This is a genomic window from Mesorhizobium sp. B2-4-18, assembly GCF_006441385.1.
Classification (GTDB): domain Bacteria; phylum Pseudomonadota; class Alphaproteobacteria; order Rhizobiales; family Rhizobiaceae; genus Mesorhizobium; species Mesorhizobium australicum.
Genome location: NZ_VFUW01000009.1, coordinates 130,177 through 156,713 on the forward strand (window position 1 = coordinate 130,177; position 26,537 = coordinate 156,713).

The 26,537-nt window shown below is 60.7% G+C and carries 29 protein-coding genes and 4 pseudogenes; 14 read left to right on the forward strand and 19 right to left on the reverse strand.

All coding sequences use genetic code 11. The annotated features are described in order from the left end of the window. Nucleotides 1-143: 143 nt before the first annotated feature. From FJ527_RS21555 to FJ527_RS29670, 5 genes and pseudogenes are all read left to right on the forward strand, one after another. A complete protein-coding gene (locus FJ527_RS21555; RefSeq protein WP_181166443.1) occupies nucleotides 144-953 on the forward strand; it encodes a universal stress protein in 810 nt (269 codons plus the stop codon). Beyond that, on the forward strand, nucleotides 953-3,607 hold the full coding sequence (mgtA, locus tag FJ527_RS21560) for a magnesium-translocating P-type ATPase (RefSeq protein WP_246677758.1): 2,655 nt from the start codon (nucleotides 953-955) through the stop codon (nucleotides 3,605-3,607). Before FJ527_RS21555 ends, mgtA begins: the two co-directional genes overlap by 1 nt. A 47-nt stretch (nucleotides 3,608-3,654) precedes the next feature. Beyond that, a pseudogene (locus tag FJ527_RS21565) lies at nucleotides 3,655-4,079 on the forward strand (NUDIX domain-containing protein). Nucleotides 4,080-4,152: 73 nt separating this feature from the next. Beyond that, a complete protein-coding gene (locus FJ527_RS21570; RefSeq protein ID WP_140619203.1) occupies nucleotides 4,153-4,422 on the forward strand; it encodes a DUF6455 family protein in 270 nt (89 codons plus the stop codon). A 350-nt stretch (nucleotides 4,423-4,772) separates the two neighbouring features. Next, entirely contained in the window at nucleotides 4,773-5,054 is a 282-nt protein-coding gene (locus FJ527_RS29670) for a hypothetical protein (RefSeq protein ID WP_246677759.1), read from the forward strand. Between the two features lie 97 nt (nucleotides 5,055-5,151). Here FJ527_RS29670 and FJ527_RS21580 read toward each other — a convergent pair whose 3' ends face one another. The 3 genes from FJ527_RS21580 to FJ527_RS21590 all read right to left on the reverse strand — a co-directional run bounded on the left by FJ527_RS21580 (nucleotide 5,152) and on the right by FJ527_RS21590 (nucleotide 6,793). Further along, nucleotides 5,152-5,850, reverse strand: coding sequence for a CBS domain-containing protein (locus FJ527_RS21580; RefSeq protein ID WP_140619205.1), 699 nt, complete (start codon nucleotides 5,848-5,850; stop codon nucleotides 5,152-5,154). Between the two features lie 132 nt (nucleotides 5,851-5,982). Then, a complete protein-coding gene (locus FJ527_RS21585; protein ID WP_140619207.1) occupies nucleotides 5,983-6,450 on the reverse strand; it encodes a DUF2231 domain-containing protein in 468 nt (155 codons plus the stop codon). A 109-nt stretch (nucleotides 6,451-6,559) separates the two neighbouring features. After that, a complete protein-coding gene (locus FJ527_RS21590; protein ID WP_140619208.1) occupies nucleotides 6,560-6,793 on the reverse strand; it encodes a hypothetical protein in 234 nt (77 codons plus the stop codon). Between the two features lie 185 nt (nucleotides 6,794-6,978). Here FJ527_RS21590 and FJ527_RS21595 point away from each other — a divergent pair, with 185 nt between their 5' ends. The 3 genes from FJ527_RS21595 to FJ527_RS21605 are packed head-to-tail and all read left to right on the forward strand — an operon-like array spanning nucleotide 6,979 to nucleotide 9,256. Then, the gene (locus FJ527_RS21595; protein ID WP_246677760.1) at nucleotides 6,979-7,248 is read left to right on the forward strand and encodes a PepSY domain-containing protein; all 270 of its coding nucleotides are present in this window, start codon (nucleotides 6,979-6,981) and stop codon (nucleotides 7,246-7,248) included. Next, nucleotides 7,248-7,913 (forward strand): response regulator transcription factor, encoded by a 666-nt coding sequence (locus tag FJ527_RS21600; protein WP_140619212.1) that lies wholly within the window; start codon nucleotides 7,248-7,250, stop codon nucleotides 7,911-7,913. The genes FJ527_RS21595 and FJ527_RS21600 overlap by 1 nt, the downstream gene beginning before the upstream one ends. Next, complete coding sequence (locus FJ527_RS21605; RefSeq protein WP_140619214.1) at nucleotides 7,913-9,256, forward strand: HAMP domain-containing sensor histidine kinase; 1,344 nt, start codon at nucleotides 7,913-7,915, stop codon at nucleotides 9,254-9,256. Before FJ527_RS21600 ends, FJ527_RS21605 begins: the two co-directional genes overlap by 1 nt. Before the next feature lie 7 nt (nucleotides 9,257-9,263). Here the strand turns inward: FJ527_RS21605 and FJ527_RS21610 are convergent, their stop codons facing one another. From FJ527_RS21610 to FJ527_RS21620, 3 genes are read right to left on the reverse strand one after another with little or no spacing between them, the layout of a single operon-like run. Beyond that, the gene (locus FJ527_RS21610; RefSeq protein ID WP_140619215.1) at nucleotides 9,264-10,775 is read right to left on the reverse strand and encodes an RnfABCDGE type electron transport complex subunit D; all 1,512 of its coding nucleotides are present in this window, start codon (nucleotides 10,773-10,775) and stop codon (nucleotides 9,264-9,266) included. Continuing rightward, complete coding sequence (locus FJ527_RS21615) at nucleotides 10,772-11,494, reverse strand: FAD:protein FMN transferase (RefSeq protein WP_246677761.1); 723 nt, start codon at nucleotides 11,492-11,494, stop codon at nucleotides 10,772-10,774. Before FJ527_RS21615 ends, FJ527_RS21610 begins: the two co-directional genes overlap by 4 nt. Before the next feature lie 25 nt (nucleotides 11,495-11,519). Beyond that, complete coding sequence (locus FJ527_RS21620; RefSeq protein ID WP_140619219.1) at nucleotides 11,520-12,293, reverse strand: FMN-binding protein; 774 nt, start codon at nucleotides 12,291-12,293, stop codon at nucleotides 11,520-11,522. A 206-nt stretch (nucleotides 12,294-12,499) separates the two neighbouring features. Between FJ527_RS21620 and FJ527_RS21625 the strand changes: the two genes are divergently transcribed. From FJ527_RS21625 to FJ527_RS21635, 3 genes are all read left to right on the forward strand, one after another. After that, nucleotides 12,500-13,018, forward strand: a complete 519-nt coding sequence (locus FJ527_RS21625; RefSeq protein ID WP_140619221.1) for a cytochrome b/b6 domain-containing protein — start codon at nucleotides 12,500-12,502, stop codon at nucleotides 13,016-13,018. Nucleotides 13,019-13,022: 4 nt separating this feature from the next. Continuing rightward, nucleotides 13,023-13,718 carry a VIT family protein gene (locus FJ527_RS21630; RefSeq protein WP_140619223.1) on the forward strand — a complete coding sequence of 232 codons (696 nt, stop codon included), beginning with the start codon at nucleotides 13,023-13,025 and terminating at the stop codon, nucleotides 13,716-13,718. Between the two features lie 156 nt (nucleotides 13,719-13,874). Beyond that, nucleotides 13,875-14,090, forward strand: coding sequence for a DUF1858 domain-containing protein (locus FJ527_RS21635; RefSeq protein ID WP_140619225.1), 216 nt, complete (start codon nucleotides 13,875-13,877; stop codon nucleotides 14,088-14,090). 3 nt (nucleotides 14,091-14,093) lie between these two features. On the opposite strand, the gene FJ527_RS21640 is transcribed toward FJ527_RS21635, so the two are convergent. Further along, complete coding sequence (locus FJ527_RS21640; protein WP_140619227.1) at nucleotides 14,094-14,795, reverse strand: Crp/Fnr family transcriptional regulator; 702 nt, start codon at nucleotides 14,793-14,795, stop codon at nucleotides 14,094-14,096. A 147-nt stretch (nucleotides 14,796-14,942) separates the two neighbouring features. On the opposite strand from FJ527_RS21640, the gene FJ527_RS21645 reads away from it, so the two are divergent. Continuing rightward, nucleotides 14,943-15,380, forward strand: a complete 438-nt coding sequence (locus FJ527_RS21645) for a pseudoazurin (RefSeq protein WP_127259130.1) — start codon at nucleotides 14,943-14,945, stop codon at nucleotides 15,378-15,380. A gap of 96 nt (nucleotides 15,381-15,476) precedes the next feature. Next, on the forward strand, nucleotides 15,477-16,652 hold the full coding sequence (locus FJ527_RS21650) for an NnrS family protein (protein ID WP_140619229.1): 1,176 nt from the start codon (nucleotides 15,477-15,479) through the stop codon (nucleotides 16,650-16,652). A gap of 58 nt (nucleotides 16,653-16,710) precedes the next feature. On the opposite strand, the gene FJ527_RS21655 is transcribed toward FJ527_RS21650, so the two are convergent. From FJ527_RS21655 to ccoS (FJ527_RS29675), 3 genes and pseudogenes are all read right to left on the reverse strand, one after another. Then, entirely contained in the window at nucleotides 16,711-17,580 is an 870-nt protein-coding gene (locus FJ527_RS21655) for an SUMF1/EgtB/PvdO family nonheme iron enzyme (RefSeq protein WP_140619231.1), read from the reverse strand. 52 nt (nucleotides 17,581-17,632) lie between these two features. Continuing rightward, nucleotides 17,633-18,739 carry a copper-containing nitrite reductase gene (nirK, locus tag FJ527_RS21660; protein ID WP_140824026.1) on the reverse strand — a complete coding sequence of 369 codons (1,107 nt, stop codon included), beginning with the start codon at nucleotides 18,737-18,739 and terminating at the stop codon, nucleotides 17,633-17,635. 220 nt (nucleotides 18,740-18,959) lie between these two features. Next, nucleotides 18,960-19,053: pseudogene (gene ccoS / locus FJ527_RS29675) on the reverse strand (cbb3-type cytochrome oxidase assembly protein CcoS); the annotation flags it as partial. Between the two features lie 47 nt (nucleotides 19,054-19,100). On the opposite strand from ccoS (FJ527_RS29675), the pseudogene FJ527_RS29680 reads away from it, so the two are divergent. Next, nucleotides 19,101-19,257 (forward strand): annotated as a pseudogene (locus tag FJ527_RS29680) (cytochrome c biogenesis protein CcmE); the annotation flags it as partial. Nucleotides 19,258-19,286: 29 nt separating this feature from the next. Here FJ527_RS29680 and FJ527_RS21670 read toward each other — a convergent pair. The 9 genes and pseudogenes from FJ527_RS21670 to ccoO all read right to left on the reverse strand — a co-directional run bounded on the left by FJ527_RS21670 (nucleotide 19,287) and on the right by ccoO (nucleotide 26,535). Next, a complete protein-coding gene (locus FJ527_RS21670) occupies nucleotides 19,287-19,829 on the reverse strand; it encodes a CBS domain-containing protein (RefSeq protein WP_348641133.1) in 543 nt (180 codons plus the stop codon). 30 nt (nucleotides 19,830-19,859) lie between these two features. Beyond that, nucleotides 19,860-20,072, reverse strand: a pseudogene (locus FJ527_RS29925) (hypothetical protein); the annotation flags it as partial. Then, nucleotides 20,053-20,223, reverse strand: coding sequence for a cbb3-type cytochrome oxidase assembly protein CcoS (ccoS, locus tag FJ527_RS21675; protein WP_140619235.1), 171 nt, complete (start codon nucleotides 20,221-20,223; stop codon nucleotides 20,053-20,055). The pseudogene FJ527_RS29925 and the gene ccoS (FJ527_RS21675), both read right to left, overlap by 20 nt. Next, entirely contained in the window at nucleotides 20,220-22,508 is a 2,289-nt protein-coding gene (locus FJ527_RS21680; RefSeq protein WP_181166432.1) for a heavy metal translocating P-type ATPase, read from the reverse strand. Before FJ527_RS21680 ends, ccoS (FJ527_RS21675) begins: the two co-directional genes overlap by 4 nt. Continuing rightward, nucleotides 22,505-23,002 (reverse strand): FixH family protein, encoded by a 498-nt coding sequence (locus tag FJ527_RS21685; RefSeq protein WP_140619237.1) that lies wholly within the window; start codon nucleotides 23,000-23,002, stop codon nucleotides 22,505-22,507. Before FJ527_RS21685 ends, FJ527_RS21680 begins: the two co-directional genes overlap by 4 nt. Further along, a complete protein-coding gene (ccoG, locus tag FJ527_RS21690; protein ID WP_140619239.1) occupies nucleotides 22,999-24,558 on the reverse strand; it encodes a cytochrome c oxidase accessory protein CcoG in 1,560 nt (519 codons plus the stop codon). Before ccoG ends, FJ527_RS21685 begins: the two co-directional genes overlap by 4 nt. A gap of 217 nt (nucleotides 24,559-24,775) precedes the next feature. After that, nucleotides 24,776-25,639 carry a cytochrome-c oxidase, cbb3-type subunit III gene (gene ccoP / locus FJ527_RS21695; protein WP_140619241.1) on the reverse strand — a complete coding sequence of 288 codons (864 nt, stop codon included), beginning with the start codon at nucleotides 25,637-25,639 and terminating at the stop codon, nucleotides 24,776-24,778. Nucleotides 25,640-25,641: 2 nt separating this feature from the next. Continuing rightward, nucleotides 25,642-25,791 carry a cbb3-type cytochrome c oxidase subunit 3 gene (locus tag FJ527_RS21700; RefSeq protein ID WP_140619244.1) on the reverse strand — a complete coding sequence of 50 codons (150 nt, stop codon included), beginning with the start codon at nucleotides 25,789-25,791 and terminating at the stop codon, nucleotides 25,642-25,644. A 12-nt stretch (nucleotides 25,792-25,803) separates the two neighbouring features. Beyond that, complete coding sequence (gene ccoO / locus FJ527_RS21705; protein ID WP_140619246.1) at nucleotides 25,804-26,535, reverse strand: cytochrome-c oxidase, cbb3-type subunit II; 732 nt, start codon at nucleotides 26,533-26,535, stop codon at nucleotides 25,804-25,806. Nucleotides 26,536-26,537: the final 2 nt, after the last annotated feature.

Sequence of the window (26,537 nt, forward strand, 5' to 3'; positions counted from 1 at the left end):
ACTTCTCGCCGCATGCGCAAAACGGATGGAGACTATGTTTTCGGACGCGGGTGCAGTCGGCGGTCTTTGACGCGCATCAAGGCATTGGACGCGGGCGAATGCAATTCATCACGCATTCCATCGTTCAGCGAAAGGCGTCCGCAATGTCTTACAAGTCAATCATCGTCAACCTCGCCATCGATGCGCCTCCTGCGCCCATTGTAAAGGCGGGTGTCGAGCTCGCGGAGCGGTTCGGAGCCCGTCTTATCGGCTTGGCGGCTGCGGATGTTCCGCCCTTGGTCGCGACCGGCGAAGGCATGGTCTACGAAGGCGAGATCATGCAGATCCAGCGGACCGAGATCGAAAAGCGGCTTGCCGAACTGCGTGCTGAGTTCGAGAGGCTGGTTCCTGCGTCGATCTTTAGCGAATGGGGCCAAGCTGTTTGCAGCCCGACCCGGTTCCTCAGCGTTTCGGCGAGAGCGGCTGATCTTATCATTTCCGGCCAGGCAGGAGACAACGTGTTTCGCGCCGTGGATGTCGGCAGTCTGACACTGGGTGCCGGGCGTCCGGTTCTGGTCGCCGCAACCAACTTCGAGCACGTCCTTGCAAAAACCGTTCTCGTGGCGTGGAAGGACACCAGGGAGGCACGGCGAGCGATTGCTGATGCGTTGCCTTTCCTGGCCACAGCCAGCGAAGTCGTGATCGTCACGATTGACAACGACCGCGACGAAAGCATTCGTGACAGCCTCGCCGATATCGCGGTTTTTCTCGAACACCATGGCATCAAGGCGCAAACCGAGCTGATCGCAGGCGAGGCTGATGGCGACCGGTTGCTGACATTCGCACGCTCGATTCATGCCGACCTCATCGTCTCGGGCGCTTATGGCCATAGCCGTTTGCGGGAGTGGGCGTTCGGCGGCGTTACTCGTACGCTGATCGAAGAGAGTGGCATCAACCGTTTCATGTCGTACTGATGATAGGCGAAGCCGGCCAGCAATCCGTCTCGCCACAGGAAGGTGGCTATTGGTCGATCGAGACCAATGACCTCCTGCTGCGTCTTGAGACCTCGGTCTCGGGGCTTGCTTCGTCCGAAGCAGCATCGAGGCTCGCAAAATTCGGCCGAAACACGCTCGCGTCGACGTCAACCGCGTCGGCCTTGGCAGTGTTTGCCCGTCAGTTCCGCAGCCCGCTGGTCCTGATCCTCATTTTCGCGGCAAGCGTGTCGGCCTTCGTCGGGGAGGGCCAGGAGGCTGCGATCATCGGCGCGATCGTGCTGGCAAGCTGCGCCCTGAGCTTCACCCAGGAGTATGGTGCGTCGCGGGCGACCGAAGCGCTGAAACAGCGTATTTCGCGCAAGGCTATTGTATTGCGCGACGGCGCCGAGTGCTTGGTCGCCGCCGAAGAGATCGTGCCGGGCGACGTAATCAGGCTTTCAGCCGGAAACCTCATCCCCGCGGACGGTATCATCCTGGATGCGCGCGATTTCAATGTCAGCGAGGCCGTGCTGACCGGCGAAACCTTTCCCGCCATGAAGACACCGGGACGATCGGCGCCGGATGCCGCGCTCACACTGCGCAGCAACGCGGTCTTTACGGGAACATCCGTCCGCAGCGGCACCGCAACCGTGCTTGCAGCATCAACCGGCAGCCGCACGGAATTCGCGTCTATCGCCGCAGCCCTGGAGCGACAAATCCCCGAAACAGGGTTTGCCCGAGGCATCCGGCTGTTCGGCTATCTAATGACCGAGATCATGCTGGCGATCGTCATCCTGGTGTTCTTCGCCAATCTGCTGCTGCATCGACCGCTGATTGAATCGCTGCTGTTTTCGCTGGCACTGGCGGTGGGCCTCACGCCGGAGCTTCTCCCGGCTATTATCAGTGTGACCCTTGCTCGTGGTGCCCGCGCCATGGCGGCCAATGGCGTCATTGTGCGTCGTCTCGATGCCATTGAGAATCTGGGCAGCATGGATCTGCTGTGCACCGACAAGACCGGCACGTTGACGGAAGGCGTCATCCACCTCGATGGATGGCTTGATGTCGATGGCAATACGTCAGCCGATATCCTGCTTTGGGCACGTCTCAACGCGACCATGCAGACCGGTCTGAAGAACCCGCTGGACGAAGCGATCGCTTGTACGCCGGGTGAGGGCGCATTGTTGGCGGCCTTCATGAAGGTCGACGAGATCCCTTACGACTTTATCCGCAAACGGCTGTCTGTTGTAGTTCGGACCAAGGACGCCGACGACCTGCTGATCACCAAAGGCGCAGTCCAAAATGTCCTCGAAACCTGCAGCTTTGTGCGAACAGCCAAGGGCCTGGAACCTCTCGATGAAATGCACCGTGCGGCAATCGACGAAAAATTCCGGCGCTGGAGCGCGGACGGCTACCGCGTTCTCGGCCTGGCAATCCGTCCGTTTGAGGGCCAGAAAACGTTTAGCAGGGAAGACGAGATAGATCTTGCCTTCGCGGGCTTCCTGCTTTTCCTCGACCCGCCAAAGAAAGGCGTGAAGGAAACGCTTGCCGAGCTCGCCCAGCGCGGCATCGCCGTAAAGGTCATTTCTGGCGATAACCGTTACGTTGCCGCGCATCTCGCCCAGGCGATAGGCTTGCGCGCCGACAGGATCATGACCGGCGAGGATCTGTCGAAATTGACCAAGAGCGCGCTTTTTGCGGGCGTGCAGCACACCGACCTCTTCGTCGAGATCGATCCCAACCAGAAGGAACGCATCGTTCAGGCCTTGCGGAGCAGGGGCCATGTCGTTGGTTATCTTGGCGACGGGATCAATGATGCGCCTGCCCTTCATGAGGCAGACATAGGAATCTCTGTCGACAGCGCTGTCGATGTCGCGCGCGAAGCGGCCGATATCATCCTACTCAAACAGGATCTCGGCGTGCTTGTGCGCGGCGTCGACGATGGCCGCAAGACATTCGCCAACACGATGAAGTACATTTCCATCACCACCAGCGCCAATTTCGGCAACATGATCAGCATGGCTGTCGCCTCGCTGTTCCTGCCTTTCTTGCCGCTTCTGGCCAAGCAGATCCTGCTCAACAATTTCCTTTCCGACGTTCCTTCACTCGCTATTGCAAGCGACAACGTCGATCCTGACCAACTGCGCCGGCCTCGCCACTGGGATATCCGTTTTGTGCGGCGGTTCATGATCAGCTTTGGCCTGGTAAGTTCGCTGTTCGACTTCGCGACCTTCGCATTCCTTCTTTTCTTCGCGCACGCCACGGAGGCCGCATTCCAGACCGCATGGTTTGTCGAGTCGTTGCTGACGGAGCTTGCCATCGTGATCATTGTGCGCACGCACAGGGCTTTCTGGGCAAGCCGTCCAAGCCCGTTGCTTGCCTGGCTTACGTTGGCTGTCGGGATTATCGCGATCATGATCCCCTATCTGCCGTTTGCAGCCTGGTTCGGCTTCGTGCCCTTGCCTCTGCCCGTGCTTGCCGGGCTTGTCGCAATTACCGCGTTCTATCTACTCGCCTCCGAGGCGACCAAGCGCTGGTTTTTCGGACAAGGGAACCCCAAGTCGCACCGGAAGAGGGCTGGGCAGACGATTGAAAGAGGGGCAAGCCTCATGCAGCCTACCCGGGATCATAGGCCGTGCGGAGGCTTGAAGCGATGACGAAAGGAAGCGCAGGCATTCTGCCTTAGCGAGGATCGCGGAAGGGGCTGCAGGTGCTGCTTGTTCATCCTGGAGGCCCGTTCTTGCAAGACGCGATCTTGGCGCTTGGTCGATTGCCAAAGGCGAGTATGACGAAAGCGAGCTGCCCGAGGCAGCGGCACGGCGCGAATTCAGCGAAGAGACAGGCTGGGAGCTCAAGGGAACCCTGCTCACTCTGGGGCAGTTGCGCCAGCGAGGAGAAAAACTCATCACGGCTTTCGCGTTCGAAGGCGACTTCGATACCACGACGTTGCGCAGCAACCTGTTTGAAATGGAATGGCCGCCACGCAGCGGTCGGGTACAATCCTTTGCCGAGGTCGACCGTGGTGAATGGCTGGATTTAGCACTGGCCATTGACAAGCTGGTTGTCGGTCAACGGCCTTTTCTCACCGCCTCGTCGCTTCGGTTTAGCGCTCAAGAGGTTGTCAGCTGATCGCTCGTTGATCGAGATCAACGCCGCCCGCCGCCAACATGCCAATGATGGCCAGTAGGCAGGAGTGATCCCCATGACCTTTCTCGATTACCTGATTTCAGTTGATGCCAGAACCGCCCTGATGGACCGTATGATGCGGAAGTTGGGCGTCGACAGACAATTGAAGGTCGTGGCAGACCATGCGGCCGTCACGAACCGGGCGGTGGACCGCTGCCGTTCCTGCGGGCATCAGGATGAATGCTCGGTCTGGCTCGACGAACATCAGCAAGCCGATAACCCGCCGGACTATTGCCGCAACAGCGACCTGATCGCTCGACTGCAGCATGCGGCCGGCCAACGCTAGCCATTCGAGCACTCAGTCTGGACGATATCGTTCTGCCCGTGTTTTGACGAGAGTCAACGCAAACCGCGTTTGCCAGTTGATAGGTTGCATTCCACGGGACCAGGCAGTTGAACGCTCAATCTTTTCTGGAAGCATTCCTGCTCTTTGTCGCACCAGGGCCTAGCAACGCTCTTTTGCTGGCGGGGACGGTCAAGCGAAAGAAAGCGGTCAAGCTATTGGCCGCTCAGGCATGCGGATACGGGACCGCATCCGCGTGCTGGTTTACGCTGCGTCCCTTCGTGTCGCCTGATACTATTCAGATACTCAGGCTGGTAGCAGCCGGGTGACTCGTCATTGGCATGCGTCTAACGGTGAGCGCTCGGATCAACGCTTCCAAAAGCGGCGACGCCATTTCTGTTGCGGTGACCAGTGCTCTCAATCCGAAGGCCTTCGTCTATTGCCTAGCTATCGTGCCGATGAACATCGAGCCGCGCGCCCTGGGGATCTTCTGGGTTGCGCTACTGGTGATGACAGCTGCCACCGGATCGGTGTGGCTTTTGCTGGGTCGGCGCTTCAGCGGTGGCAAAACACTGGCAGAAGAAGTTGCGGCGCGGCGCGTATTGGCTTTGCCCTGTTGCTCCTTCGACCGTTGATACCCCTGGTCACGCCCTAAGCGCGGCGGAGCCCTGGGCGAGGACCAGCAACACGGAGAGGCAATGGTGCCTCGTAGCGGATCAATGGTCTGCTCCGCTACGAAACAAGGACGACCGAGACGGGATCGACGCAGAAGAGATTATCCTTGACCGCATTGACGCCGGAGACGTTTTCGGCAGCGACTATTGCTGCCTGGCGCTCGCGTTCGTCGAAGATGGCGCCGCTCAGTGTCACCACGCCTTTGTCCACCATTACATTGATCAAATCGTTGCCAGCCCATTTCTGCCTCGCAAGCTCGGTAACGATGTTCTGCCGAATCTGTTCGTCATCGATGACCGTAGCGGCTCCATTCGGAAGGACGCCGAGCAATGCCCGCAGAAGATCAGAGCGGGTGATGATGCCGACGATTTTCCCAGCTTCGACGACCGGAATGCGTTTGACATGGTGACGCGTCATGAGCTCGACGACTTTCGCGAGCGATGCTGCAGGGGATGCCGTGACGACATCTTGCGACATCACCTCCTCAACCCGTCGACCATTGGCGCGGACATATTCGTCGGCGGCCTTTCCGGGGCTGACGAGAAATTCCAGCCAGCGCGAGCGCTTGCGCTCCGTGCCCAGTTCCCCGCGTCGCAGGAAATCGCCCTCGCTGACGATCCCCACCAGCCTGCCGTCGTTGCGAATGACGGGGAGGCCGCTGACCTTTTTGGAAAGCATCAACCCGGCAGCCTCGGCGATCGATGCCGACGGGCCTATGCCGACGACTGGCTTGCTCATGATGGCTTCGGCTTGCATGTTCGCTCTCCGGAGTTTTTCCAACGTCCGGCTTTCTTAGATTTCACATGCGCGAAGCGCCTTGATCTGAATCATTTGTCGGCGGAGGCAAATGATCCAAAGCTGGGCCGGGAACGACCGGGCGCGAACCGGTCAACCAGCGATCGCGGTCTTGGCGACGTTCACGCCAAGTTCGTAGACAAGTAGTCCACCATAGTAGGCCGTCGCAGTGACCAAAAATGCTCCGCAAACTTCGATTAGAGGAATGGCGATGGTCACAGCCCGAAACTCGCGATTCCGTATCCAAAGCGTGAGCCTCACAAGTCCCCAGATCACGAAGGCAAGGGCAGTGATACCTCCCAGGCTTTCATGGATCTCCGCGACATCGCTGCTGAATCCGGCCGCTTCGGCATGATCCAGCGCAAGACCTCCGAAGAACCAGGTCCCCATAGCGAACATTCCGGCAGCCAGGGCCACAAAAGTAGAGATCGTACCGGCTCCCGATCTCCTAGTGACGGCGCTGCCGCCAACGAGCGCTACAACGTCGATAGCCACAAGCAGGTAGATCAGAACAATAGGAAAATGAACGAGCATGGGGTGGATATGTTGAATGGGGATCACGAAACTCTCCAGAAATTGCAGGGGACTTTGGGTAATTGCAGTGCGCCTTGGTTCACGACATTTGCGAGCGCTATGAGCTGTGGCGGGCCACGCGCCGCGAACGAGCGACCTAGTCGTTTTCGTCGGCTTCATCGCCTTGCTGGTCGTCACACGCATCGTCGCCACCCTTGATGGCTTGCGGGGTGGAGGCGTCCTGCATGGGGATGGCCTGCAGATCGATCGGACCGGATGGGACAACAGACGATGACGCCCCACATGATCCTTCGTTCGATTCAGCGGCCACCGGCAGGACAAAGATCGTGAGGCTTGCAAGTGCTGCAAGGACAAGCATGGGGTTGCGCATGGTCTCGTATCCTTCTCAGCGCGGCCATGATTGGACGCGATGATGCCCTGATATGGACCCTTTGCTTGCTGTGGGCTGAGGATAACTGACAGCAAATTGAAAGCTGCAACGTGCGACATGCCTTGCCGATGAAAAGCCGATGGAAGCGTTTGGCGGTGCTGGGTCTCGCGGGACTTGTCCTGGCCATGCCTATCGCTGCTCGTGCCGACGAGGACGATGACGGCGACCATGACCGGGCGCGGGATTTGTACGAACGCGGCGAAATCAAGGGACTTGCCAATATACTGGACGTTGTCCATGCCAAAGCTCCTGGCGATGTTGTTGGCGTCGATCTCATCCGCAAGGCCGACAGATGGGTCTACCGTTTTCAGGTCGTGGGTGCCGATGGCCGGCGAAAGACCGTCGACGTCGACGCTGGCGCCGGTGTCATCATGCGCGATGGGGAGGGTGACTGATGAAGATCCTCCTAGCCGAAGACGAGCCCCGTATCGCTGCCGATATCGCGACCGCTATCAAGGCATCCGGAATGGCGGTCGATATCGTAAAAGATGGTGAAGCTGCCTGGTTCGCAGGCGATGTTGAGAATTATGACGCTGCAATTCTGGATCTCGGATTGCCTAAGCTCGATGGTCTTACGGTCTTGAAACGCTGGCGGGCCAATGAGCGCAGGTTTCCGGTTCTCATCCTGACCGCAAGAGGCATGTGGACCGAACGCGTCGACGGCATCAATTCCGGTGCTGACGACTATCTTCCCAAGCCTTTCGAAATGGAAGAACTGCTCGCCCGGTTACGGGCAATCCTGCGTCGCTCGGCCGGCCAAGCGGCACCCGTGCTGAGGTCCGGGCCGCTGCTCTTGGACACACGCCAGATGCGCATTTCGCTACGCGGCGTCCCCGTTGCGCTTTCGCCGCTGGAATACCGGCTCCTGGCGTTTTTGATGCACCACGCCGGCCGGGTGGTGGCGCCGACCGAACTTGCCGAGCATTTGTACGATTCAGGCAACGACCGCGATCCGAACACGATCGAGGTGATCGTTGCGCGCCTGCGTCGCAAGCTCGGGAGCGACGTCATCGAAACGAGGCGCGGATTCGGGTATCTGATGCCCGACGATTCCCGCTGATGGGCAACTCGATCCGGTTCAGGCTCTGGTTGGCGGCAACGATCTCGATCCTGGTTGCTCTTGCCATCGCCGGCGTTGGATTGCGCTATCTGTTCGAACTGAACGTCGAGCGGCGCGTTGTCAGCGAGCTGACAGTCGACCTGAACGATCTCATCGGCGCGACCAATTTTGCCGCCGATGGCCGTCTTTCGGTCCAGGCGACCTTGGCCGACCCTCGTTTCGCCATCCCCTTTTCCGGCCACTACTGGCAGGTGCAGGATACCGGTTCCGGCAGCCTTGTCCGCTCGCGTTCATTGTGGGACGCGACGCTTGCCTTGCCGGATCGCGCAACCAGCGGCGAACTCAGGGAGATCAAGGAATTCAAGGGGCCGCAAGGGGAGCTCACCATCGCAGTGGAGCGCTCGATCATTGACGCCAGTGGCCGATCGTTTCGCGCCATCGTGGCGGAAGACCACCAAACGGTGAACGAATCCGTCGATGGGTATGTCCGCGACCTTGCGCCAGCCCTGATCCTGCTCGCCATTGCGCTCATGGCGGCCTTCTTCATCCAGATCACCGTTGGACTTGCGCCTCTGGAGACCTTGCGGGTCTCGGTCAGAAACGTGATTGGACAACGAACGGCACGGCTTGAGGTGGCGGCACCAAGCGAGGTCCAGCCGCTCGCGGACGAAATCAATCGTCTTCTCGATGCCCAGGAGAAGGCGCTTGCGCGAGCCCGCTCGCGCGCCACCGATCTGGCGCATGGCCTCAAGACACCGCTGCAAGTGCTGTCGGCCGACATCCGGGCCTTGCGCACGAAAGGCGAGACGGATCTGGCGGACGAGATCGAGAAAAGCGCCGGAGCGATCCGGCGCCATGTCGAGCGGGAGCTCGCGCGCGCCCGCCTCGCGCCCGGCGTTTCCGAAAAGGCATACTGCCTTGTGGCGGACGTGGCGGCTGGCGTCATTGCCGTCGTCAAACGGACACCAAGCGGCAAGCAGCTTTCGTTCAATCTGGATGTCGCGGAAGATCTGACGGCGCCAATCGACGAAGGCGACTTGTCAGAAGTTCTCGGCAATCTGGTCGAGAATGCCGCGCGCTATGCAAAATCGTCAGTTCGTGTCGGTGCATCCACTGCCTGGGACGAGGTGACCGTCAGTGTTGCTGATGATGGCGCAGGTATACCGGATGCTGATCGGGAGTCCGCGCTCTCGCGCGGTGTTCAGCTCGACAGCAAGGGCGGCAGCAGCGGTCTTGGCCTGGCCATCGTTTCCGACATCGTCGAAGCCTATGGTGGACGCCTTGCCATGGCCAACGCCAATCCGGGTCTGGTGGTCACCATTTCCTTGCCGCGACACAGTTGAGTTTGCTTCAGGCAAAACCCGGGAAATAGTCGACCTTTATCTTCGAGCGGCGAACGCCCATGGCCAACAGCTTCTGGCGCAGCGCCTTGACCATCGCCTGCGGGCCGGAAATGTAGAATGTGCGCTCGAGGTAGTCGGGTATCGCCAGACGTATCAGGCGCTCGTCGATGTATCCGGGATATTGCCCGCGCTCGCCACCGCGCGCCACCGCGTGGATCGTCTTGATCCCAAGTTCCTGCCAGGCCGCGCCAAGAACATCGCGATAAGCGATGTCCTGCTGGCCTTCGGTTCCGTAGAGGATGACGATCGGTCGCCGTTCCTTGCGGTCGAGGAGATACTGCAGCATCGAGCGGAACGGCGTGATGCCGATGCCTCCGGCCAGGAACGCGATCTTGGTTTCACGCCGGGCGGGCAGCGTCAAATTGCCGGCCAGTTGCGCGGCGTGGATCGTGCTGCCCGGCTTCATAGTCATCAGCTCGCGCTTGAAGGCACTTGATTGCGGATAGAACTTGACGCCGAGGCGGACTGTTTCCTCCGTCGGCGCCGAGGCGACCGTGAAATAGCGGCGGTTGCCGCGATTGTCGGCACGATCGAGGCCAAGCGTCCATTCGAGATACTGGCCGGCCTCGAAGGCGAGCTTGCGCGGCGACCGGAAGACGAAGTCGAAGCTGTCGACGGCCGATTGCTCAATGCGTTCAAGAGTCAGCACGAAGCGTCTCTTGGGGCCCGCCGCATAGGCAAACAGGTTGCCGGCAAGCAGCGCCAGTTCCGGCGTGAAATAGAACGAGCCGATATGGATGTTGGGAGCAAACAGAAAGCCGACGATGGCGGCAAAGGCGATGCGCGGCCAACGCATCGTCGGCGCGGTCAGCGGCTCGGTCAGCATCACGAAGGCAAAGAACAGCAGCGGCGATGAACCCAGTGTCTCTGCGAGCGCGGTCCAGTACTGCGCTGGGTCCGTAGTTGCCAGAATGGTCGCCAGCGCCACGAAAACGAAGATCGAGACAAGGTCAAGCCGGCGCAGTTTCCGGACGATAAGCATGCCGCCGACGAGCACGATCGGAAGCAATGGCCGATTGCCGCCCACCCACCATGTGGCTGGTTGGTCGAGCAGCAGCGCGGACAGCGCCACGCCCAGCGCAGCCGGGTTGAAAAGGTGCTTCCGGCCGATGGCGAGAATGAATTTCGATGAAATCGCCCAGACGGACACGAATGCCACCGCCGCGATCCTCTTAATGTCCGTGACCGCAACCGGATCTAGGATAAGCGCCAGGATGAGTGCGGTGATGTAGACGGACTCGTTGTTGGCCGGGACTGCGAAGACATGCGCAAAGACCTTGTTGGTGATCCAGCAGGCGGCCAGCGCAAGCGCCGTGGTGAACGCAAGCGCAATCGGATCATGTGGCACCAGCCTGACGAAGCCGAGAACGAACGCCGCGCCGACCAGCGCCATCAGATAGTAGAGGACCAGCCGGTACATGGTCAGGTGATCGAGAAATCGGTCGATGGTCTTGATCATGGCGAGCAAAGGGCTCCGAACCCGGTTGTCGGCGTGGCGCGGCCGTTGGTGTCGACGACATATCCCTCCAGGCCAGGGGTCTGCTCGATAAAGACAATGCCCTCCCGCCCCATGGCGAACGCCGCGGTGGCGAAACGATCGGCTTCGAGCACATCGGCGCCGATGACGGTCAGGCTGACGATGTCCTGGATCCAACTGCCAATCCCATGTGGATTGTAGATGTGTTGGCCGCGGACATAGGTGCCGGAGGTCGCGACACCGCGACCGCGGGGATAGACGATCTTTACGATCTCGTCCGCGTTGAAGGGATTGCGGATGCCGACGCTCCAGTCATGACCCGAAGCATTCTTGCCGCAAGACTGGATATCGCCGCCCGCCTCGATGAAGAAATCGCGGATGCCGGCCCGTTGAAGAATCCCGGCCGCATTGCGGATGGCCCAGCCCTTGACGATGCCGGAAGGATCGAGCGACCCGTCGGGCTTGCGAATGTCGAAGTATCCGTCCGTCTCGTCTTTCGTCTGCCTGGCGAGAGCGAGCACTTCCATCATCTCGCCACTCCAGAAGGCGACCGGTACGTCGCCGCGGTTGATGGCCGCGATCTCACTGTCGTCCCGGTATGTGCTGAAGCGCCGGTCGACATGCTCGAAATAGTCGAAGACCGTGTCGATCAACCCACCGTCCGAAGCGCCGCCGATGTCGACCGTGATGGGCATGCCCATCAAAATTCGCGTGTCGCGCATGGTTCTACGACGACGCTTTCTTCAGCGCGCCGCGCAGTGACTGGATGAAAGCCCTGCTGGTCAGCGTCGCGCCCGAAATAATGTCGACATTGGCGCTTTGGGCGCTGATCGCTTCGTCGCGCAGCATCGGCAGCGCCTGCCTGTTGATGTTGATGGAGGTGCGGCGATCGGAGGGATATTTCAGTACTTTCAGCGCCGTAAGCTGCCCGCCCTGTACGAGGGCCTGAATCTGGATGATGCCGTAGTAGGCATCGGCGGTAGGCCCGGTATAGACGCCGTCGGCATAGCCCTTTGCCGCCAGCTTCATGCCCACCCGCACGACACGTGCTGGCGCATCCCGATATGCCGGCCTCGGCTGCGGAACTGGTATGTAGACGGCGGGGGTTACGGCGAATGCAGGTGCTGACGACGCAGGATCGGAGACAGCCGGAGCCACTGGCTGGGCCGGTGGCGTTGGCGATGGTTGTGGTGCCACCGGAACCACAGTCTGCCTGACTCGATCAATTGACCATTCAGCGGGCTTGGCTATCCCTGCCGTCGTTTCGCGGGCAATCGGGAACCTTGTGCTGAACCGGGGATCGAGGGTTGCCGGCTGGGTCCGAAGCACAGGCAAAGTCGCGGCGGATGACGACTCTTTTGGCTGCACGGAAGGCGCTCGGCCAGCGTCGGCCGGCAGCGCTTCGCCAAGCAGATCGTTTGCCGGATCCTTGCCGGCCTGATCCCAGACATAAGCGCCGGAGGCGGCGATCACGAAAAGTGACAAGGCAATCTGTTTCATCGGAATTGTGTTTCCACGTTCGATCTTGCAGGGCGATCCATCTGGTCCGCCCGGACGCAATATCCCACGACCAAGCTGACAACTGGCTGTCAGCCGCGTTGAAGCTGCGAGGGCTCTTAAGGGGAGACAGGAAATGGTTTGTCCTAGATCAACATGGTCGCATAAGCAGCGAGGTAGGAGGGGTCTCTCAAGCGAGGTAGCTGCCTATGACTGTTGCCAACGAGCCGGCCGGATACACCGGAACCCAGATACTGCTGCACTGGACAATCGCGGTGCTGATCGTCCTGCAGCTTGTAATCGGCGAGGACATCAAGCCGGCTTACCGGGCATTCTCACGCGGCGCCGAGCCTGCAGCTGGCGACATCTTCAATGCGAACATTCATGTCTATGTCGGCTTGGCCGTCCTGGTGCTGGCGGTCTGGCGCCTTGCCATCCGCTTGCAGCGTGGCGTCCCCGCTGCCCCGGCAGAAGAGAGCGCCGCTTTGAAGCGGATCGCGACGGCAACCCACTTCATGCTTTATGTGTTCATTTTCGGCATGCCGATATCGGGAGCTTTGGCATGGTACTTCAGCATTGGCGCCATGGGCGACATCCATGAACTCGCCAAGCCGATTATCATCGTTGTCGTCTCCCTCCATGCGGCCGCCGCTCTATGGCAGCATTTTTATGTGAAATCGGGTGTCCTCATCAGGATGCTGCGGCCTGCCGCGCGGCGTGCGCGGTGACATCATGAGCCGTCTGCATGCGGAAAACCACCTCATATCGCGCATTGGCTGGCTGCGGGCCGCAGTGCTTGGCGCCAATGACGGCATTGTGTCGACGGCCAGCCTGATCGTTGGCGTGGCGGCAGCCAATGCCGCGGCCTCCAATGTTCTGGTGGCCGGTATAGCGGGTTTGGTAGCCGGCGCGATGTCGATGGCGGCCGGCGAGTATGTCTCGGTCAGTTCGCAGTCAGATACCGAACGAGCCGACCTTGCCCGCGAGAAAGAAGAGTTGGCCACGCAGCCAGACTTCGAGCGACTGGAACTTGCGGACATCTATGTCAAGCGGGGCGTAGAGCCAACGCTGGCATTGCAGGTCGCCGACCAGTTGATGGCCAACGACGCGCTCGGCGCCCATGCACGTGACGAACTCGGTATTTCGGAGGTGACGACGGCCAGACCGATCCAGGCGGCGCTGGCCTCTGCGGCTGCATTTTCGGTTGGCGCGGCCATGCCATTGGCGATGGTGCTTGTTTCACCTTCAGCCTGGCTTGCAGCAACCGTGTCTGTTGCCTCGCTCCTATTCCTGGCAGTGCTGGGTGCCATCGGCGCGAAAGCCGGCGGCGCCAATGTGATGAGGGCAACCCTTCGCGTCACATTCTGGGGTGCGCTGGCAATGGCGCTGACGGCCGGCATTGGCGCCGTGGTTGGTACCGCCATCTGACCTGGTCCGGCTTCGATCTCGGTAGATTCTATGAGCGCTATTCTTGCGCAAAAGAATCCGGCCCTGAGGAGTCAGCGCTACGAAGTTGCGAAAGCGCAACGAAGCAAGCCATAGCCGGATTTATGAAGACGCTTCGCAAATCGCGGAGATTTCATCGTGAAACAGCGCAGTTCGATCAACCCCGACATGGTCGTCGACGACATCATGAGGAAATGGCCGGCAACGGTAGCGGTGATGCTGAGACACAAGATGCTCTGCGTCGGCTGTCCGATCGGCACATTCCATACCGTGACTGAGGCGTGCCGCGAACATCGGATCGATGAGGGCGACTTTTTGGACGAACTCGAAGCGGCTGTTCGACGAAAATGGTGACGGTCAGCCCTTGTCCCGGTTCTCGGCCAGAACCACAAGGCGATGCGCATCCTTGACCGTGACTTTCTGGCGCCCGCTGATGATGATCCCCTTCTCTTCCCACTTGCTGAGCAGCCGGCTGACTGTGTGCAGCGTCGTGCCCGTCATCTCGGCAATGTCTTGCCTTGAGATCGGGAAATCGATTTCGATGCCGCTGTCGGTCATGCGGCCAGTCTGGTTTGCCAGCCGCAACAGTGCATGTGCGACCCGCTGCTCCACCTGTTCCGTGGACATCTCGACCACCCGCGTCTGGGTCTCCTGCAGCCTGGTTCCAACCGTCTTGTATGTGGTTGCCCCAAACACCGGGAACCGGCGCGCCAGTTCCGCCCATAGGGCATTGGCCCAGGCCAGCACCACGCAATCCACCGCCGCGACAGCGCTGGCGGGGTAGGTTGTCCGGCCTAGCGCTGCGGCGACGCCAAAGATCTCGCCTTCGCTGATGTATCTCGCGATGACCTGCTGTCCGTCAGGCGTGGTGCGGACCACCCGTATGTGCCCGGCGATCAGCACGAAGAAGGAATGGGCCTCGGCTTCCTGCTCGAAGATCGTTGAGTCTTTGGCATAGCGTGACGATCGAGCGCTTCTGAGAAGCTCGCTTTGCTCTTCGGGGGCCATCCCCTGGAAGAGGGGCAGCCGCGATATCAGCGATCGATCCAGCGCAGCCAAGCGAATTTCCTCAGGACCCTGCCGCGTCAATCGTGCGGCAGCCCTTTCTTATCCCGAGTTTGCGCCAGCGCAAATTGTCCTCTGCCGCATCAGGCTAAATGGCATGGAACGGCGCAACGCCGCGAAGACGAAACAAAGGACAAATCGATGAAACTCTCCATCCTCGCTGCCGCAATCTCCCTCCTCGCGCTCGCCGGCGGCGCAAGCGCGGAAGAGCACGTGGTGCAAATGCTCAACAAGGGCGAAAAGGGCGCCATGGTTTTCCAGCCGGCCTTCGTCAAGGCAGCGCCTGGCGACACCGTCAAGTTCGTGCCGACCGACAAGACCCACGACGCCGAGTCGATCAAGGGCATGCTTCCGGATGGCGCCGAGCCTTTCAAGGGCAAGCCCAGCGAGGAAATCACCGTTACGCTGACGAAGGAGGGCGTTTACGGCGTCAAATGCGCGCCCCACTACGGCATGGGGATGGTCGCACTGATCGTTGTCGGCAAGCCGGTCAATCTCGATGCCGCCAAGGCGGTCAAGCATCCTGGGAAGGCAAAAACGGTGTTTGCCGACCTGTTCACCCAGGTACCCGCAAACTGACCACCATACAGTCTGCCTGCCGTAAGGGGGCGGGGCACCGGCCGGACGGACCCAGGGTGGCGGTTCATCCGGCCCTTTTCATTTGAGGATTCAGTCATGGCAGTTTCACGCCTGCGGAGCTATTCCGGTCCCGCGGTTCTCTCCTATGGATTCAGGCCCTTCTTCCTCCTCGGGTCGCTGTCTGCCGGGCTCTCCATTCTGCTCTGGCTGCCGATGTATGCAGGCGAGCTTGTTGCCCACAGTGCGTTTGTCCCGGTCGACTGGCATATCCACGAGATGCTGTTCGGCTACCTGCCGGCGATCGTTACCGGGTTCCTGCTGACCACCATCCCGAACTGGACAGGCCGGCTGCCCGTGCAGGGACTGCCGCTGCTGGCGCTGGTTGTCCTGTGGCTTGCCGGCCGCGCCGCTGTCTTCTTCTCGGCGGATATCGGCTGGCAAGCGGCGGCCGTGATCGATAGCTCGTTCCTGCTTGCGGTCGCTGCGGCGGCGGCACGCGAAATCGTCGCTGGACGGAACTGGCGCAATCTCAAGGTGCTGCTGCCGCTTGCCGTCCTGGCTGGCGCCAACGGCGCGTTCCACATCGAGGCGCACCTTCAAGGCATATCCGACATCTGCCGCAGGCTCGGCATGGCTGCGGCGATCATGCTCATCTCGCTGATCGGTGGGCGCATCATTCCGAGCTTCACGCGCAACTGGCTCGTCCGCGAAAGTCCTGGCAGGCTGCCTGCGCCGTTCGACCGTTTTGACATTGCTTCGATAGCCATCTCAACCGTCGCGCTGGGAGCATGGTCGTTCGCCCCCGACAACAGTGTCTCAGGAATGCTTATGGCCGTCGCCGCAATCTGCCAGGCGTGGCGTCTGTCGCGCTGGGCTGGCGAGCGCACATTGCGGGATCCGCTCGTGCTCATCCTCCATCTTGGATATGCCTTTGTGCCGATCGGTCTCGCCCTCGTCTCGGCGTCGATCCTATTCCCCGATGCCGTGCCAGCGGCGGCGGGACTTCACGCGCTCGGAACGGGTGCGGTCGGCGCGATGACGCTTGCCGTGATGACCCGCGCAACACTCGGGCACACCGGGCGAGCGCTCAAGGCTGGAAGAGGCGCCTCGTTCATCTTCGTAGCCGTCCTTCTCGCGGGATCATTGAGAATTCTGGCCGCCTTCGTCCCCTTTGGACTGTTGATCGACATTGCCGGTGCGGCCTGGGTGGCGGCATTTGCAGGCTTCATCCTGGTCTACGGCAACGCATTGATGACGCCAAAGGCGCGGTGAGCCGGCGGGGAGAGCCGGCGACCGTCGAAACGCGAATGAAGCAGTTGCTTCAGATCTGTCAGGCAATGCCGAGGTAGCCGACGATACGGTTCACCCATCCCCGATGGTCCCGGACCAGCCTGAAGCCCAGATTGTCGGGAGGCGTACCAACGGCACAGCCGCCGCTCTTTCCGTCGCTGACGAAGTTCGACATATAGGCTCTGTGAAGTCCTTCAAGGACGTGGACGCCGCAATTGTCGATCGAACTCGCAACACCGCTTCCATCGGCAGCCAACGTCGTGCGGACATAGCAGGTCGAGGTCCACTCCCAGACGTTGCCGGAAAAGTCGGCGAGGCCCAGGGAATTCATACCAAAAGAGCCACGACTCCTGGGCAACGGGTCCGGTTTGCGATTGAGGTCCACCTCGGCCTTGTAGCTGGTGAGCCAACGCCTGGCGGGGTTGCTGGCGTCGTTTTCGACGCCCTCAAATTCGCCGGCGAACCGCTCCGCCGCGGCAAACGCCCATTCCTCGTCTGATGGCAGCCGCCATTGGTCGCCGGTCACGTCCGAATACCAGCGCGCGTAAGCATTGGCATCGAGATAGCTCACGCCGGTTACCGGAGTATTGCTCGGGATTGCGCGCATCTCCTGTGCCGGCTGACAGCTTCCAGCCGACACGCAATGCGCATAATCCGCCGCGCCAACTTGATAGGTCATGATTTCGAGAGGTCTGTTGAGTTGTCGCTTGAGGCGGGGATTGGCTTGCGGGCGTCCATCCCTAAGGAACTCGCCCGGCGTCGGATAGGTGATCGAACCGGAAAGCAAGACAACCGTCATAGCGGTTGAGTGGGGTTGTCGATCCCCGACCAGCGCCGGTATCGAGAGCCCTACCGGAATAGCGGCGGCGGCCAGGGCGACTAAGGCAACCTTCAGGATGTAAGGAGACATGGTTTTTATCCATACCCGGACAGCGTCGCTGTCCGGGTAAATTGGAGTGCCGTCAGTTGACGGCGATGGGTTTAGGCGCCTCGACCTGCGTCATCAGGTCGTCATCCCACTCGCCCTCGACCATGAAGTGAGCGGTCGCCCCGAGTTCCACGGCCTCAATCAGATTGTGATTGACGTAGGCGTAGACACCCGGCTGGAGGAACGTGTAGAGCGCCGAGCCCGCAGAACCACCGCGGATGAACCAGGTTTCCAGATCCTTGGCCGGCGGATTGGCGAACTTGCCCTGTTCCCAGACATAGTCGCCGTGACCGCCGATCAGATGCGGCCGCGTATCGCGGTTGGCCTGCGAATGGACGATCAACACGGTCTCGCCGACTTTCGCCTTCATGGCGTTGTCGCCGGTCAGAGATCCGACCTTGCCGTTGAACACGACATGCGTCGGGATCAGCCCGCGCATGACCTTGACGATGTCATCGTAACCGTCGCCAGCTGATTCATAGCTCTTGAAATTGCCCTTCTCGTCGCGCGGGATGTAGAAGTCGCTCTCGCCGACGTAGAAGATCTTGTCGTATTTGACCGGTTCGCCCTTGTCGTTCCTGAGCCCGTCGCGCGGCAGCACCATGATTGCGCCGTTCATGCCGGAGACGACATGCCACGGGATCATCGGACCACCGGGCGCGCAGTGATAGACGAACGTTCCCGTTCGCGTCGCCTTGAAGCGCAAGGTCACCTGTTCGCCGGGATTGATCAAGGTGAGGGCGCCGCCGCCGAGCGCACCGGTCGCGGCATGGAAGTCGATGTTGTGGGCAAGCGTGTTGGTGTCAGGATTGATGAGCGTCAGCTCGACATAGTCGTCCTGGTGCACCACCATCAGCGGGCCGGGGATCGAGCCGTTGTAGGTCATCGCGTTGAGCTTCGTGCCATCGGCATCGATGACGACAGGCTTTTCTTCGATTGTCATGGTGAACTCGACGATTTTTGGCCCGCCCTTGGCAACCTGATCGTGCGGGTGCACGAAGGGTGGCGCGACGAGCTTGATCTTTTCGCGGGGTAGCCCGCGAATGTCTGCCTTCGTCATTGTTGCCGACAATGCGGGCAGCGCCGCCACGGCGGCAGCGCCAATCGCTGCTCCAAAGAGGGCTTCGCGTCGCGTGATCATGTCAATCTCCTATCTCTCGACCGTTGCGGATGAGCAGAAGCTAAATGACCCGACGCATCGTTTCTTTGCGCTGGCGCAAATTGGTAGACGTTAATCGCAGAAACAACAGCCCTCGGAATGCGGCCATGTTATGCGCGAGATTTGAGATGGAGCAGTTTCGTGTCGCAGTTTTCTGCAACCCTGCGCAGTCACCGGCGGCTTCCTGAAGATCAGCGGCCGCTTTTGTTTTCAAATCGATCACAATTCGCGCGGCGGCCCCGTCGAGATCTTCGTACTGGCCACTCTTTCTAGGCCCAACCAAAGCCACCCAGGCCCGAGCGCACTAAGAAGGTGAGGGTGGTCCCAACGAACAGAAGTCGGTCGGATCAGCTATACCGGCATTCTGCGCGATCTGTTTTGAGACAGGCAGGGCGTTATAACGGAGTGCGCATGGACGGCACGCCAAGCATGACGAGCGCTATATGCCGAAGGAAGTCGCCGACGGCCTCCAGTCCAAAGGATATGGGAGGAGAGCAGAACTCGGCTTTGCGTCCCCGCTTTTTCGCAGCTACGAAACCATCATCACCGAGAACGGATCTGTGCGGAGGAAGAGGCCGTCCTTGACTTGCCCAATGCCGGCAACGTTCTCCGCCGCAACGATCGCTGCCTTCCGTTGACGCTCGTCGACAATCGCCCCTGTGAGTTCGACCACGCCGTCGCTGACCCTCACACCAATCAAGTCAACACCGTTCCACGATTGCCGCTGCAGTTCGGCAAGTATGGCCTTACGGATCTGGTCGTCATCGGGCGGCGTGATGCCCGGTTTCGGCAAGGTGCGGATCAGGACGCGCAGCAAATCAGTTCGCGTGATGATGCCGACGACCCTTTCCCGGTCGACAATCGGCACATTATTGATGCGGTGTTGCATCATCAAGTTTACAATGTCTGCAATCGAGGCGCCTGGAGGCGCCGAAATGACCTTTGTAATCATCACCTCATGGATGATCCGTCCGTTCGAGCGCGCATAATCATCGGCGATTGTGCCCGGGCCAAGATCAAACTCCAGCCAGCGGGGACGCGCTCGCTGAGTCCCAAGTTCCTCTCGGCGCAAGAAGTTGCTTTTGCTTACTATGCCAACCAGAGCACCGTCGCTGCCCGTTACCGGGAGGCAGCTGATCTTGTTTAAAGCATGAGCTCGACCGCTTCGGCAATCGTCGCGTTCGCATCCGTCGTGATGACTGGCTTCGTCATTATGGCTTCGGCTTGCATCCTCACCTCCTGATTTTTCGTCAGACGACGATGGGACATTGCGAGCCGCGGCGCTTTGATCTGAGTCACTTGGACCGAGGGGCATTCTCAGCGCCGTCGTCGCCGTCGATGAGAATGCGCTCCGCCGCGCCGTCGAGATCCTCGTACTGACCGCTTCTCAACGCCCACAGGAAGCCGGACAGGCCGAGTGCCCCAAGGAATAGCGCTACCGGGATGAGATAGGTGAGCGTCGTCATGAGGGTTCGGCCAAGGCGTCGACCCGCACGGGCCTGTCTTGCCGCGCGGTTTCGGAAGACGCACTCGTTGCGAAGCTTTGCAGGCGCAAGGCATTTCCAATCACGAGCAATGACGAGGCAGACATCGCGACCGCCGCGATAAGTGGAGTAACATGGCCCAGAATGGCGATCGGCACGGCCACGGCATTGTAAACGATCGCGATTGTTATGTTCTGTCGGATCAGGCGTCCCGCCTTGCGCGAAACGTCCAGCGCCAGCGGGACCGCCAAGAGGCTTTCGCGCAGAAAAACGAAATCGGCTGCGTTGCGGCCAATATCGGCGGCCGTAGCCGGTGCGATCGAGACATGCGCGGCGCTCAGCGCCGGTGTGTCGTTGAGCCCGTCGCCAACCACCAAAACCTTGTGCCCGTCTCTCGCCAGGCTTTCTATGCGTTCAACCTTGCCCGACGGGAGCAGGCAGGGAACGAAGTCATCGACACCCAACACGTCCGCAACCTCGGCGCAGGCTTTCGCGGTATCGCCCGACAGCATTTCCACCGACATCCCAGCATGCTTCAATTGATCGACGGCCGCTCTGGCGTCGGCACGCAATGCATCTTCGAAAACGAAGGATGCGACAATCATCCCGTTTTTCGTCAAGACCGTTCCGCCGTAGCCGTATTTGCCCTCACCGCCGGTTCTCGCCTTCCAACCAGCCCATCCGCGTCGACCCAGTCGCCAGGTGCTTGCGGCGTCAGTGGCTTCGATCCCGAATCCCGGGTGCTCGGTGACGGCATCGAATTTGTGTTGCCCGCCAGGAGCGGCAAAGCCTGCTATGGCCTTTGAAAACGGATGGCGGGAATGCGCGGCCATGTCTGCCGCGATTGCCAGCATGCCCGGATCGATCGAGGCCGCATTGACCAGCCGGGGCTGGCCGAGCGTGAGCGTTCCGGTCTTGTCGAACACCGCGGTATCAATCGTTGCCAGGCGCTCCATGGCCGAACCATCCTTGACCATGATGCCATTCTCGAACAGGCGCCGCGCTGCGACCACCTGAACGATCGGCACGGCGAGGCCGAGCGCGCACGGGCACGTAATGATCAGAACGGCAATGGCGATGGTTATCGCCCGGTGCCAGTCCCCGGTCGCCGCCATCCAGCCAAGGAAGGTCACGAAGGCGGTTAGATGAACCACGGGAGCATAGAGCGCTGAAACGCGATCGGCGATGCGGCGATAGTGCGCGCGGCCGCCCTCTGCAGCCTCCATGAGCCGAACCATTTCCGCCAGGAACGAATCCTTGGCGGCGGCTGTCGCCTCGATCGTTAGTGGGCCAGTGAGGTTGAGCACACCGGCCCGCACGGCTTCGCCTGGCGCCACGTTTCTGGGCGTGCTCTCACCAGAGACCAGAGAGCAATCCAGATCCGACGCGCCATGAATGATCTTGCCGTCGACGGGGATTCTCTCGCCGGCTGCAATGAGCAGCTGCATCCCCCGTTCGATCTCGCCAACCGGCAAATAGTCCCGTGCGCCGTCGCCGCGCAGCACCATGGCGCCACGCGCGCCCAACTGTGACAGATTCTTCACCGCAGTCCGGGCCCGCTCGCGCATCACGTGATCGAGCGTGCGACCGATCAACAGGAAGAACAGCAGCGATACCGACGCGTCGAAATAGGCGTGGTCGCCATGGGTGATCGTCTCATAGAGGCTCATGGCGTAGGCCAGTGACACGCCAACTGCGATCGGCACGTCCATGTTCATGCGGCCGTGGCGCAGGGCGTTCCAGGCCGAGCGGAAGAAGATGCCGCCGGCGAAGGCGAGGGCAGGAATGGCGATCAGCGCCGAGACCCAATGGAACAGGTCGCGGGTCGCGCCTTCGGCCCCGGACCAGACCGAGACCGACAGCAGCATGATGTTGCCTGCCGCAAACCCGGCAACAGCGACCGCGCGGATCAGCTCCGAAAGCGTCTTGTCCTTGTCACCGACCTTGGGGTCGAACAGATGCGCCTCGTAGCCCAACCTGCCAAGCGCGGCGACGAATGGTGGTACCTCATCCCCACGCCACCGGATCGCGACCCGCTTCGTCGACAGATTGACACGAGCGCCCTCGACTTGATCGAGCTTTCCAAGCGCCGTCTCGATCGTCTGGATGCAGGCTGCGCAATGAACCGTCGGCACCGAAAGGTCGGTCTGGCGAAGATCATCGCCAATCGATCGGCTTGCCAGCCTGATCTCCTGGCTGGATGGCAGGACCGATGAGGTGTCGACCAGATCCAGCGCCATTTCGGCGCTCGGTGCACAACAGCTCATTTCTGCGCTCCATGGGAAATGATGATCCTTCGGACTTCGCGGTAGGGCTCTGCCAGACCCGCGTCGGCGTCGACTTCGACGATCCAGACACCGTCCTTCGGCATGTGCTGCGCAGCAAACTCCTCGCCCGAGGCGAGGGCGAGCGTGACGGCCTCATCCTCTTTTTCGTAGGCGGGATGGCGAAACAGCACCTTTACGCCATGCAAGGGAACCGGCTTGCCGGCGGCATCGGTGAGGCTGTAGCGGACTTCGCCCCATGCGATGGTCAGCTTGCCAGTCCAGCCGAGGGCTGCCTGCGCGCGCCCTTCCTCGGCCTTCTTGTTGAACTGCTGGCTCGCCACATAGGTGTTTTCGACGACAAGGCCGGTCCAGCTTGTGTTGGCGAGCGTTGCCATTGTCAGATTGACCGCGATCACCACCCCGAAGAAGGCAAGGATGATGGCCAACATGTGCCTGCCGGTGAATTCGCGGGATTTGTGAGCGTTGGAGGTCATCTGGCAATCTCCGGCGCGTTGAAGGTGGCTGTGTATTGGTCCGACTCGAAGCTCGCCTTGTCCTCGACACGGAACGTGAAGGTTTGCGCTGTGACGTGGATTTGCTCGGCGGGCTGGCGCACGAAGACCTTCAGCATTTTCAGGCGGTCAGGTTCGACCGCAATGGCGAACGAGCGGCCTGCCTGGACGTCGTCGCCGACCATGCTCATTTCGGCGCCTTGCAAGCCTTGCATCGTGACGACAATCGTCCTTGGCTCGGGGATCATGTTGAGCAGTTTGACGGTATAGCCATTGCGGATCGAACCGTCGGACAGCGTGACGAACTGCGGATTGCGGTCATGCAGCACGTTCACTTCGAGCCGGTCGCGCGTCAGCAGCGAATAGAGCAGGCCCAGGCCGATCAGCGACCACATCCCCATGTAGACGTAGGTGCGCGGCCGAAAGATCTTGCGGATATGGAAATGCGCAACCTTGTCGGAGAACAGGCCATCAGCCTTCCTGACCAGCGACGGATTGACCGAACTGACGCCGCCTGCGGTCGCCAGCATCATGTTGGCGTTGTAGTCGGAGAGCGTCGCGTAGGAGATCAGCCCGCGCTCCTTGCCGAGCTTGTCCATGACGCCGTCACAGGCGTCGATGCAAAGCGCGCAGGTGATGCATTCGAGCTGCTGGCCATCGCGAATGTCGATCCCCATCGGACAGACGGCTACACAGGCATTGCAGTCGACGCAGTCGCCGACGGGCTGCCCTGCGGCAAGAACCTTCTTGGCGTGACGTGATCGCGGTTCGCCGCGCCAGTCATTGTAGGTGACGGTGAGCGAACTTTCGTCGAGCATGGCTGCCTGGATGCGCGGCCATGGGCACATATAGGTGCAGACCTGCTCGCGCATCAGCCCGCCGAACGTATAGGTCGTCGCCGTCAGCACGGCGACGGTAATGTAGGCGACAGGCGCCGCGGTGCCGGTGAAGAGCTCGCCGACCAGCGTCGGCGCATCGGCGAAATAGAAGATCCAGGCGCCGCCGGTCAGCCCACCTATGACCAGCCAGATGGCGTGTTTCGACACCCGCAGCACGAGCTTGCGGGCAGTCCAAGGCCCGGCATCGAGCTTGATACGCGCGTTGCGATCGCCCTCGATGGCCCGCTCCACGACCAGGAACAGATCGACCCATACGGTCTGCGGGCATGTGTAGCCGCACCAGGCACGGCCGACAGTCGACGTGATCAGGAAAAGACCGACGCCGGCCATCACTAGAAGTCCGGCCACATAGTAGAATTCCTGCGGCCAGATCTCGATGAAGAAGAAATAGAAGCGCCGGTTGGCGAGATCGAGCAGCACCGCCTGGTCCGGGGCAAATGGACCCCGATCCCACCGCAACCACGGCGTCAAGTAGTAGATGCCGAGCGTGATCGCCATCACCAGCCATTTGAACCGGCGAAAGCTTCCCGAGGCCCGCTTTGGGAAGATCTTCTTGCGCGCGGCATACATTGGCTGGCGCACTTTGGCGGAGTTGACCGCCTCCGCTTCGAGCCGTTCTACCTGCGTATTGTCAAGCACTGGTTTCTCCCGTCGTGCAGCTTGTGATTTCGCCGGGCAAGTGACCTTGCTGGGTGCACACAGGTGCGCGAAATACAGCGTCGACCGGATTGTGCCGCTGACTTGATTGCGCCGCGTTGATGCAGGTCAATCGCCTGGACCACGGAAACAAATCGAGGCCCGGCAGAGCCGGGCCTCGTCGCTTGGGCGGTGAAGGGCCGGGAATAGGCCCCCGTTCCTATTCCCCACCGCCTAGCGAATGGACGTAAACCGCCAGTTCCTTGACCCTGGTTTCGCCAAGGCGTCCGACCCACGCCGGCATCACGCCCTGTTTCGGCGCACGGACCTGGGCGGCGATTGCTGTTTCGCCTGACCCGTAGAGCCAGATAGCATCGGTCAGATCGGGGGCGCCGAGCTCCTTGTTGCCCTTTGCATTGTCGCCGTGGCAGGCCACGCAATTTTCGGCAAAAACCTTGGTTCCGGGTTCGACCAATGCTTGATCGCTAACGGTGCCCGACAGACTGGCGACGTAGGCGCTGACCTGTTTGATCTGATCTGCGGTGATGATGTCGCCAAAGGCCGGCATTTCCGACAGGCGCGTATCCGGATCCGATGCGAAGCGGATGCCATGCGTGATCGTCTGCTGGATCTGCTCGGCCTTGCCGCCCCACAACCAGTCGTCGTCATTGAGGTTGGGAAAGCCCTTGGAGCCCTGAGCGCCGGAGCCATGACATTGGACGCAATTGACCTTGAAAGCGGCGCCACCGGCAGCGACCGCGAATTCGCGCAACGCATCGTCGGTGGCAATCTCCGAAACGGTTTTCGATTCTACCGCAGTGACATATTTGCCCTTCGCAACTTCGGCCGCCGCAAGCTCGTTCCCGACATCGTTGCGGCTGGAATAGCCGAGCACACCCTTGGTTGCCGAGTGCAGGAGAGGCCATGCCGGATAGGCAATGGTGTAGCCGATCGCCCAGACTATGGTGATGTAGAACGTCCATACCCACCAGCGCGGAAGTGGGTTGTTGAGCTCCCTGATGCCGTCCCATTCATGGCCGGTGGTCGAAACACCAGAGATTTCATCGATGTGCTCGTCGCTCATGATCACTCGTCCTCAAGGGGAATCCGGGCAGCTTCGTCGGCCAGCTTGCGGCTGCCAGGGCGAAGGGCGAAGGCGATAGCGCCGACGAAGAAAAGCGCCATGGCGACCAGACCCCAACTGTCGGCAAACTCCCGCATCAGATTGTAATTCATGGATGAAACTCCTCAGCGGTAGCCGGCGGCTTCGTCGTAGTTCTTGAAATCGACCAGCGTGCCCAGCATCTGCAGATAGGCGACCAGCGCGTCCATCTCGGTCACCTGTTGCGGGTTGCCGTCGAAATCGCCGATCTTGGCTTTGGGGTAGCGGGCTTCGAGGCCGGATGTGTCGGCGTTGGGATCGGCCTGGGCCATTAAATCCGCATTGGCGTGCGCGATCATGTCATCGTTGTAAGGGACGCCGACCCGCCGGTTGGCAACCAGATGCGTGGAGAAGTCCTTCACGTCGATCGGCGCGTCCTTGAGGAACGCGTAGCTGGGCATGATCGATTCCGGGACGACCGAACGCGGATTCGAAAGGTGGTCGACGTGCCATACATTCGAGTAGCGGTCGCCGACGCGCGCTAGGTCCGGCCCGGTTCGCTTCGATCCCCATTGGAATGGGTGATCGTACATCGACTCGGCTGCCAGGCTGTAGTGACCGTAGCGCTCGACTTCGTCGCGGAACGGCCGGATCATCTGGCTGTGGCAGAGGTAGCAACCCTCGCGCACATAGATGTTGCGCCCGACAAGTTCGAGCGGCGAGTAAGGGCGCATGCCTTCGACCTTCTCGATCGTGTTGTCGAGATAGAACAGCGGTGCGATCTCGACGATGCCGCCGACGGTCACCACAAGAAGCGAGCCAACGAGAAGAAGCGTGGCGTTCTTCTCGACGAGTGCGTGTCTGTCCATCAAGCCCATTT

What these genes read in the sequence shown, in the direction of transcription:
- FJ527_RS21595 (WP_246677760.1), top strand. Translation starts at nt 6,979, where the DNA reads ATGCCTATCGCTGCTCGTGCCGACGAGGACGATGACGGCGACCATGAC.
- ccoP (WP_140619241.1), bottom strand. Translation starts at nt 25,639, where the DNA reads ATGAGCGACGAGCACATCGATGAAATCTCTGGTGTTTCGACCACCGGC.
- FJ527_RS21625 (WP_140619221.1), top strand. Translation starts at nt 12,500, where the DNA reads ATGACTGTTGCCAACGAGCCGGCCGGATACACCGGAACCCAGATACTG.
- FJ527_RS21570 (WP_140619203.1), top strand. Translation starts at nt 4,153, where the DNA reads ATGACCTTTCTCGATTACCTGATTTCAGTTGATGCCAGAACCGCCCTG.
- FJ527_RS21655 (WP_140619231.1), bottom strand. Translation starts at nt 17,580, where the DNA reads ATGTCTCCTTACATCCTGAAGGTTGCCTTAGTCGCCCTGGCCGCCGCC.
- FJ527_RS21555 (WP_181166443.1), top strand. Translation starts at nt 144, where the DNA reads ATGTCTTACAAGTCAATCATCGTCAACCTCGCCATCGATGCGCCTCCT.
- FJ527_RS21610 (WP_140619215.1), bottom strand. Translation starts at nt 10,775, where the DNA reads ATGATCAAGACCATCGACCGATTTCTCGATCACCTGACCATGTACCGG.
- FJ527_RS21685 (WP_140619237.1), bottom strand. Translation starts at nt 23,002, where the DNA reads ATGACCTCCAACGCTCACAAATCCCGCGAATTCACCGGCAGGCACATG.
- nirK (WP_140824026.1), bottom strand. Translation starts at nt 18,739, where the DNA reads ATGATCACGCGACGCGAAGCCCTCTTTGGAGCAGCGATTGGCGCTGCC.
- FJ527_RS21580 (WP_140619205.1), bottom strand. Translation starts at nt 5,850, where the DNA reads ATGCAAGCCGAAGCCATCATGAGCAAGCCAGTCGTCGGCATAGGCCCG.
- FJ527_RS21620 (WP_140619219.1), bottom strand. Translation starts at nt 12,293, where the DNA reads ATGAAACAGATTGCCTTGTCACTTTTCGTGATCGCCGCCTCCGGCGCT.
- FJ527_RS21700 (WP_140619244.1), bottom strand. Translation starts at nt 25,791, where the DNA reads ATGAATTACAATCTGATGCGGGAGTTTGCCGACAGTTGGGGTCTGGTC.
- ccoS (WP_140619235.1), bottom strand. Translation starts at nt 20,223, where the DNA reads ATGACGACGCTCACCTATCTCATCCCGGTAGCGCTATTCCTTGGGGCA.
- FJ527_RS21615 (WP_246677761.1), bottom strand. Translation starts at nt 11,494, where the DNA reads ATGGGCATGCCCATCACGGTCGACATCGGCGGCGCTTCGGACGGTGGG.
- ccoO (WP_140619246.1), bottom strand. Translation starts at nt 26,535, where the DNA reads ATGGGCTTGATGGACAGACACGCACTCGTCGAGAAGAACGCCACGCTT.
- FJ527_RS21590 (WP_140619208.1), bottom strand. Translation starts at nt 6,793, where the DNA reads ATGCGCAACCCCATGCTTGTCCTTGCAGCACTTGCAAGCCTCACGATC.
- FJ527_RS21600 (WP_140619212.1), top strand. Translation starts at nt 7,248, where the DNA reads ATGAAGATCCTCCTAGCCGAAGACGAGCCCCGTATCGCTGCCGATATC.
- FJ527_RS21680 (WP_181166432.1), bottom strand. Translation starts at nt 22,508, where the DNA reads ATGAGCTGTTGTGCACCGAGCGCCGAAATGGCGCTGGATCTGGTCGAC.
- FJ527_RS21645 (WP_127259130.1), top strand. Translation starts at nt 14,943, where the DNA reads ATGAAACTCTCCATCCTCGCTGCCGCAATCTCCCTCCTCGCGCTCGCC.
- FJ527_RS21650 (WP_140619229.1), top strand. Translation starts at nt 15,477, where the DNA reads ATGGCAGTTTCACGCCTGCGGAGCTATTCCGGTCCCGCGGTTCTCTCC.
- mgtA (WP_246677758.1), top strand. Translation starts at nt 953, where the DNA reads ATGATAGGCGAAGCCGGCCAGCAATCCGTCTCGCCACAGGAAGGTGGC.
- FJ527_RS21605 (WP_140619214.1), top strand. Translation starts at nt 7,913, where the DNA reads ATGGGCAACTCGATCCGGTTCAGGCTCTGGTTGGCGGCAACGATCTCG.
- FJ527_RS21630 (WP_140619223.1), top strand. Translation starts at nt 13,023, where the DNA reads ATGAGCCGTCTGCATGCGGAAAACCACCTCATATCGCGCATTGGCTGG.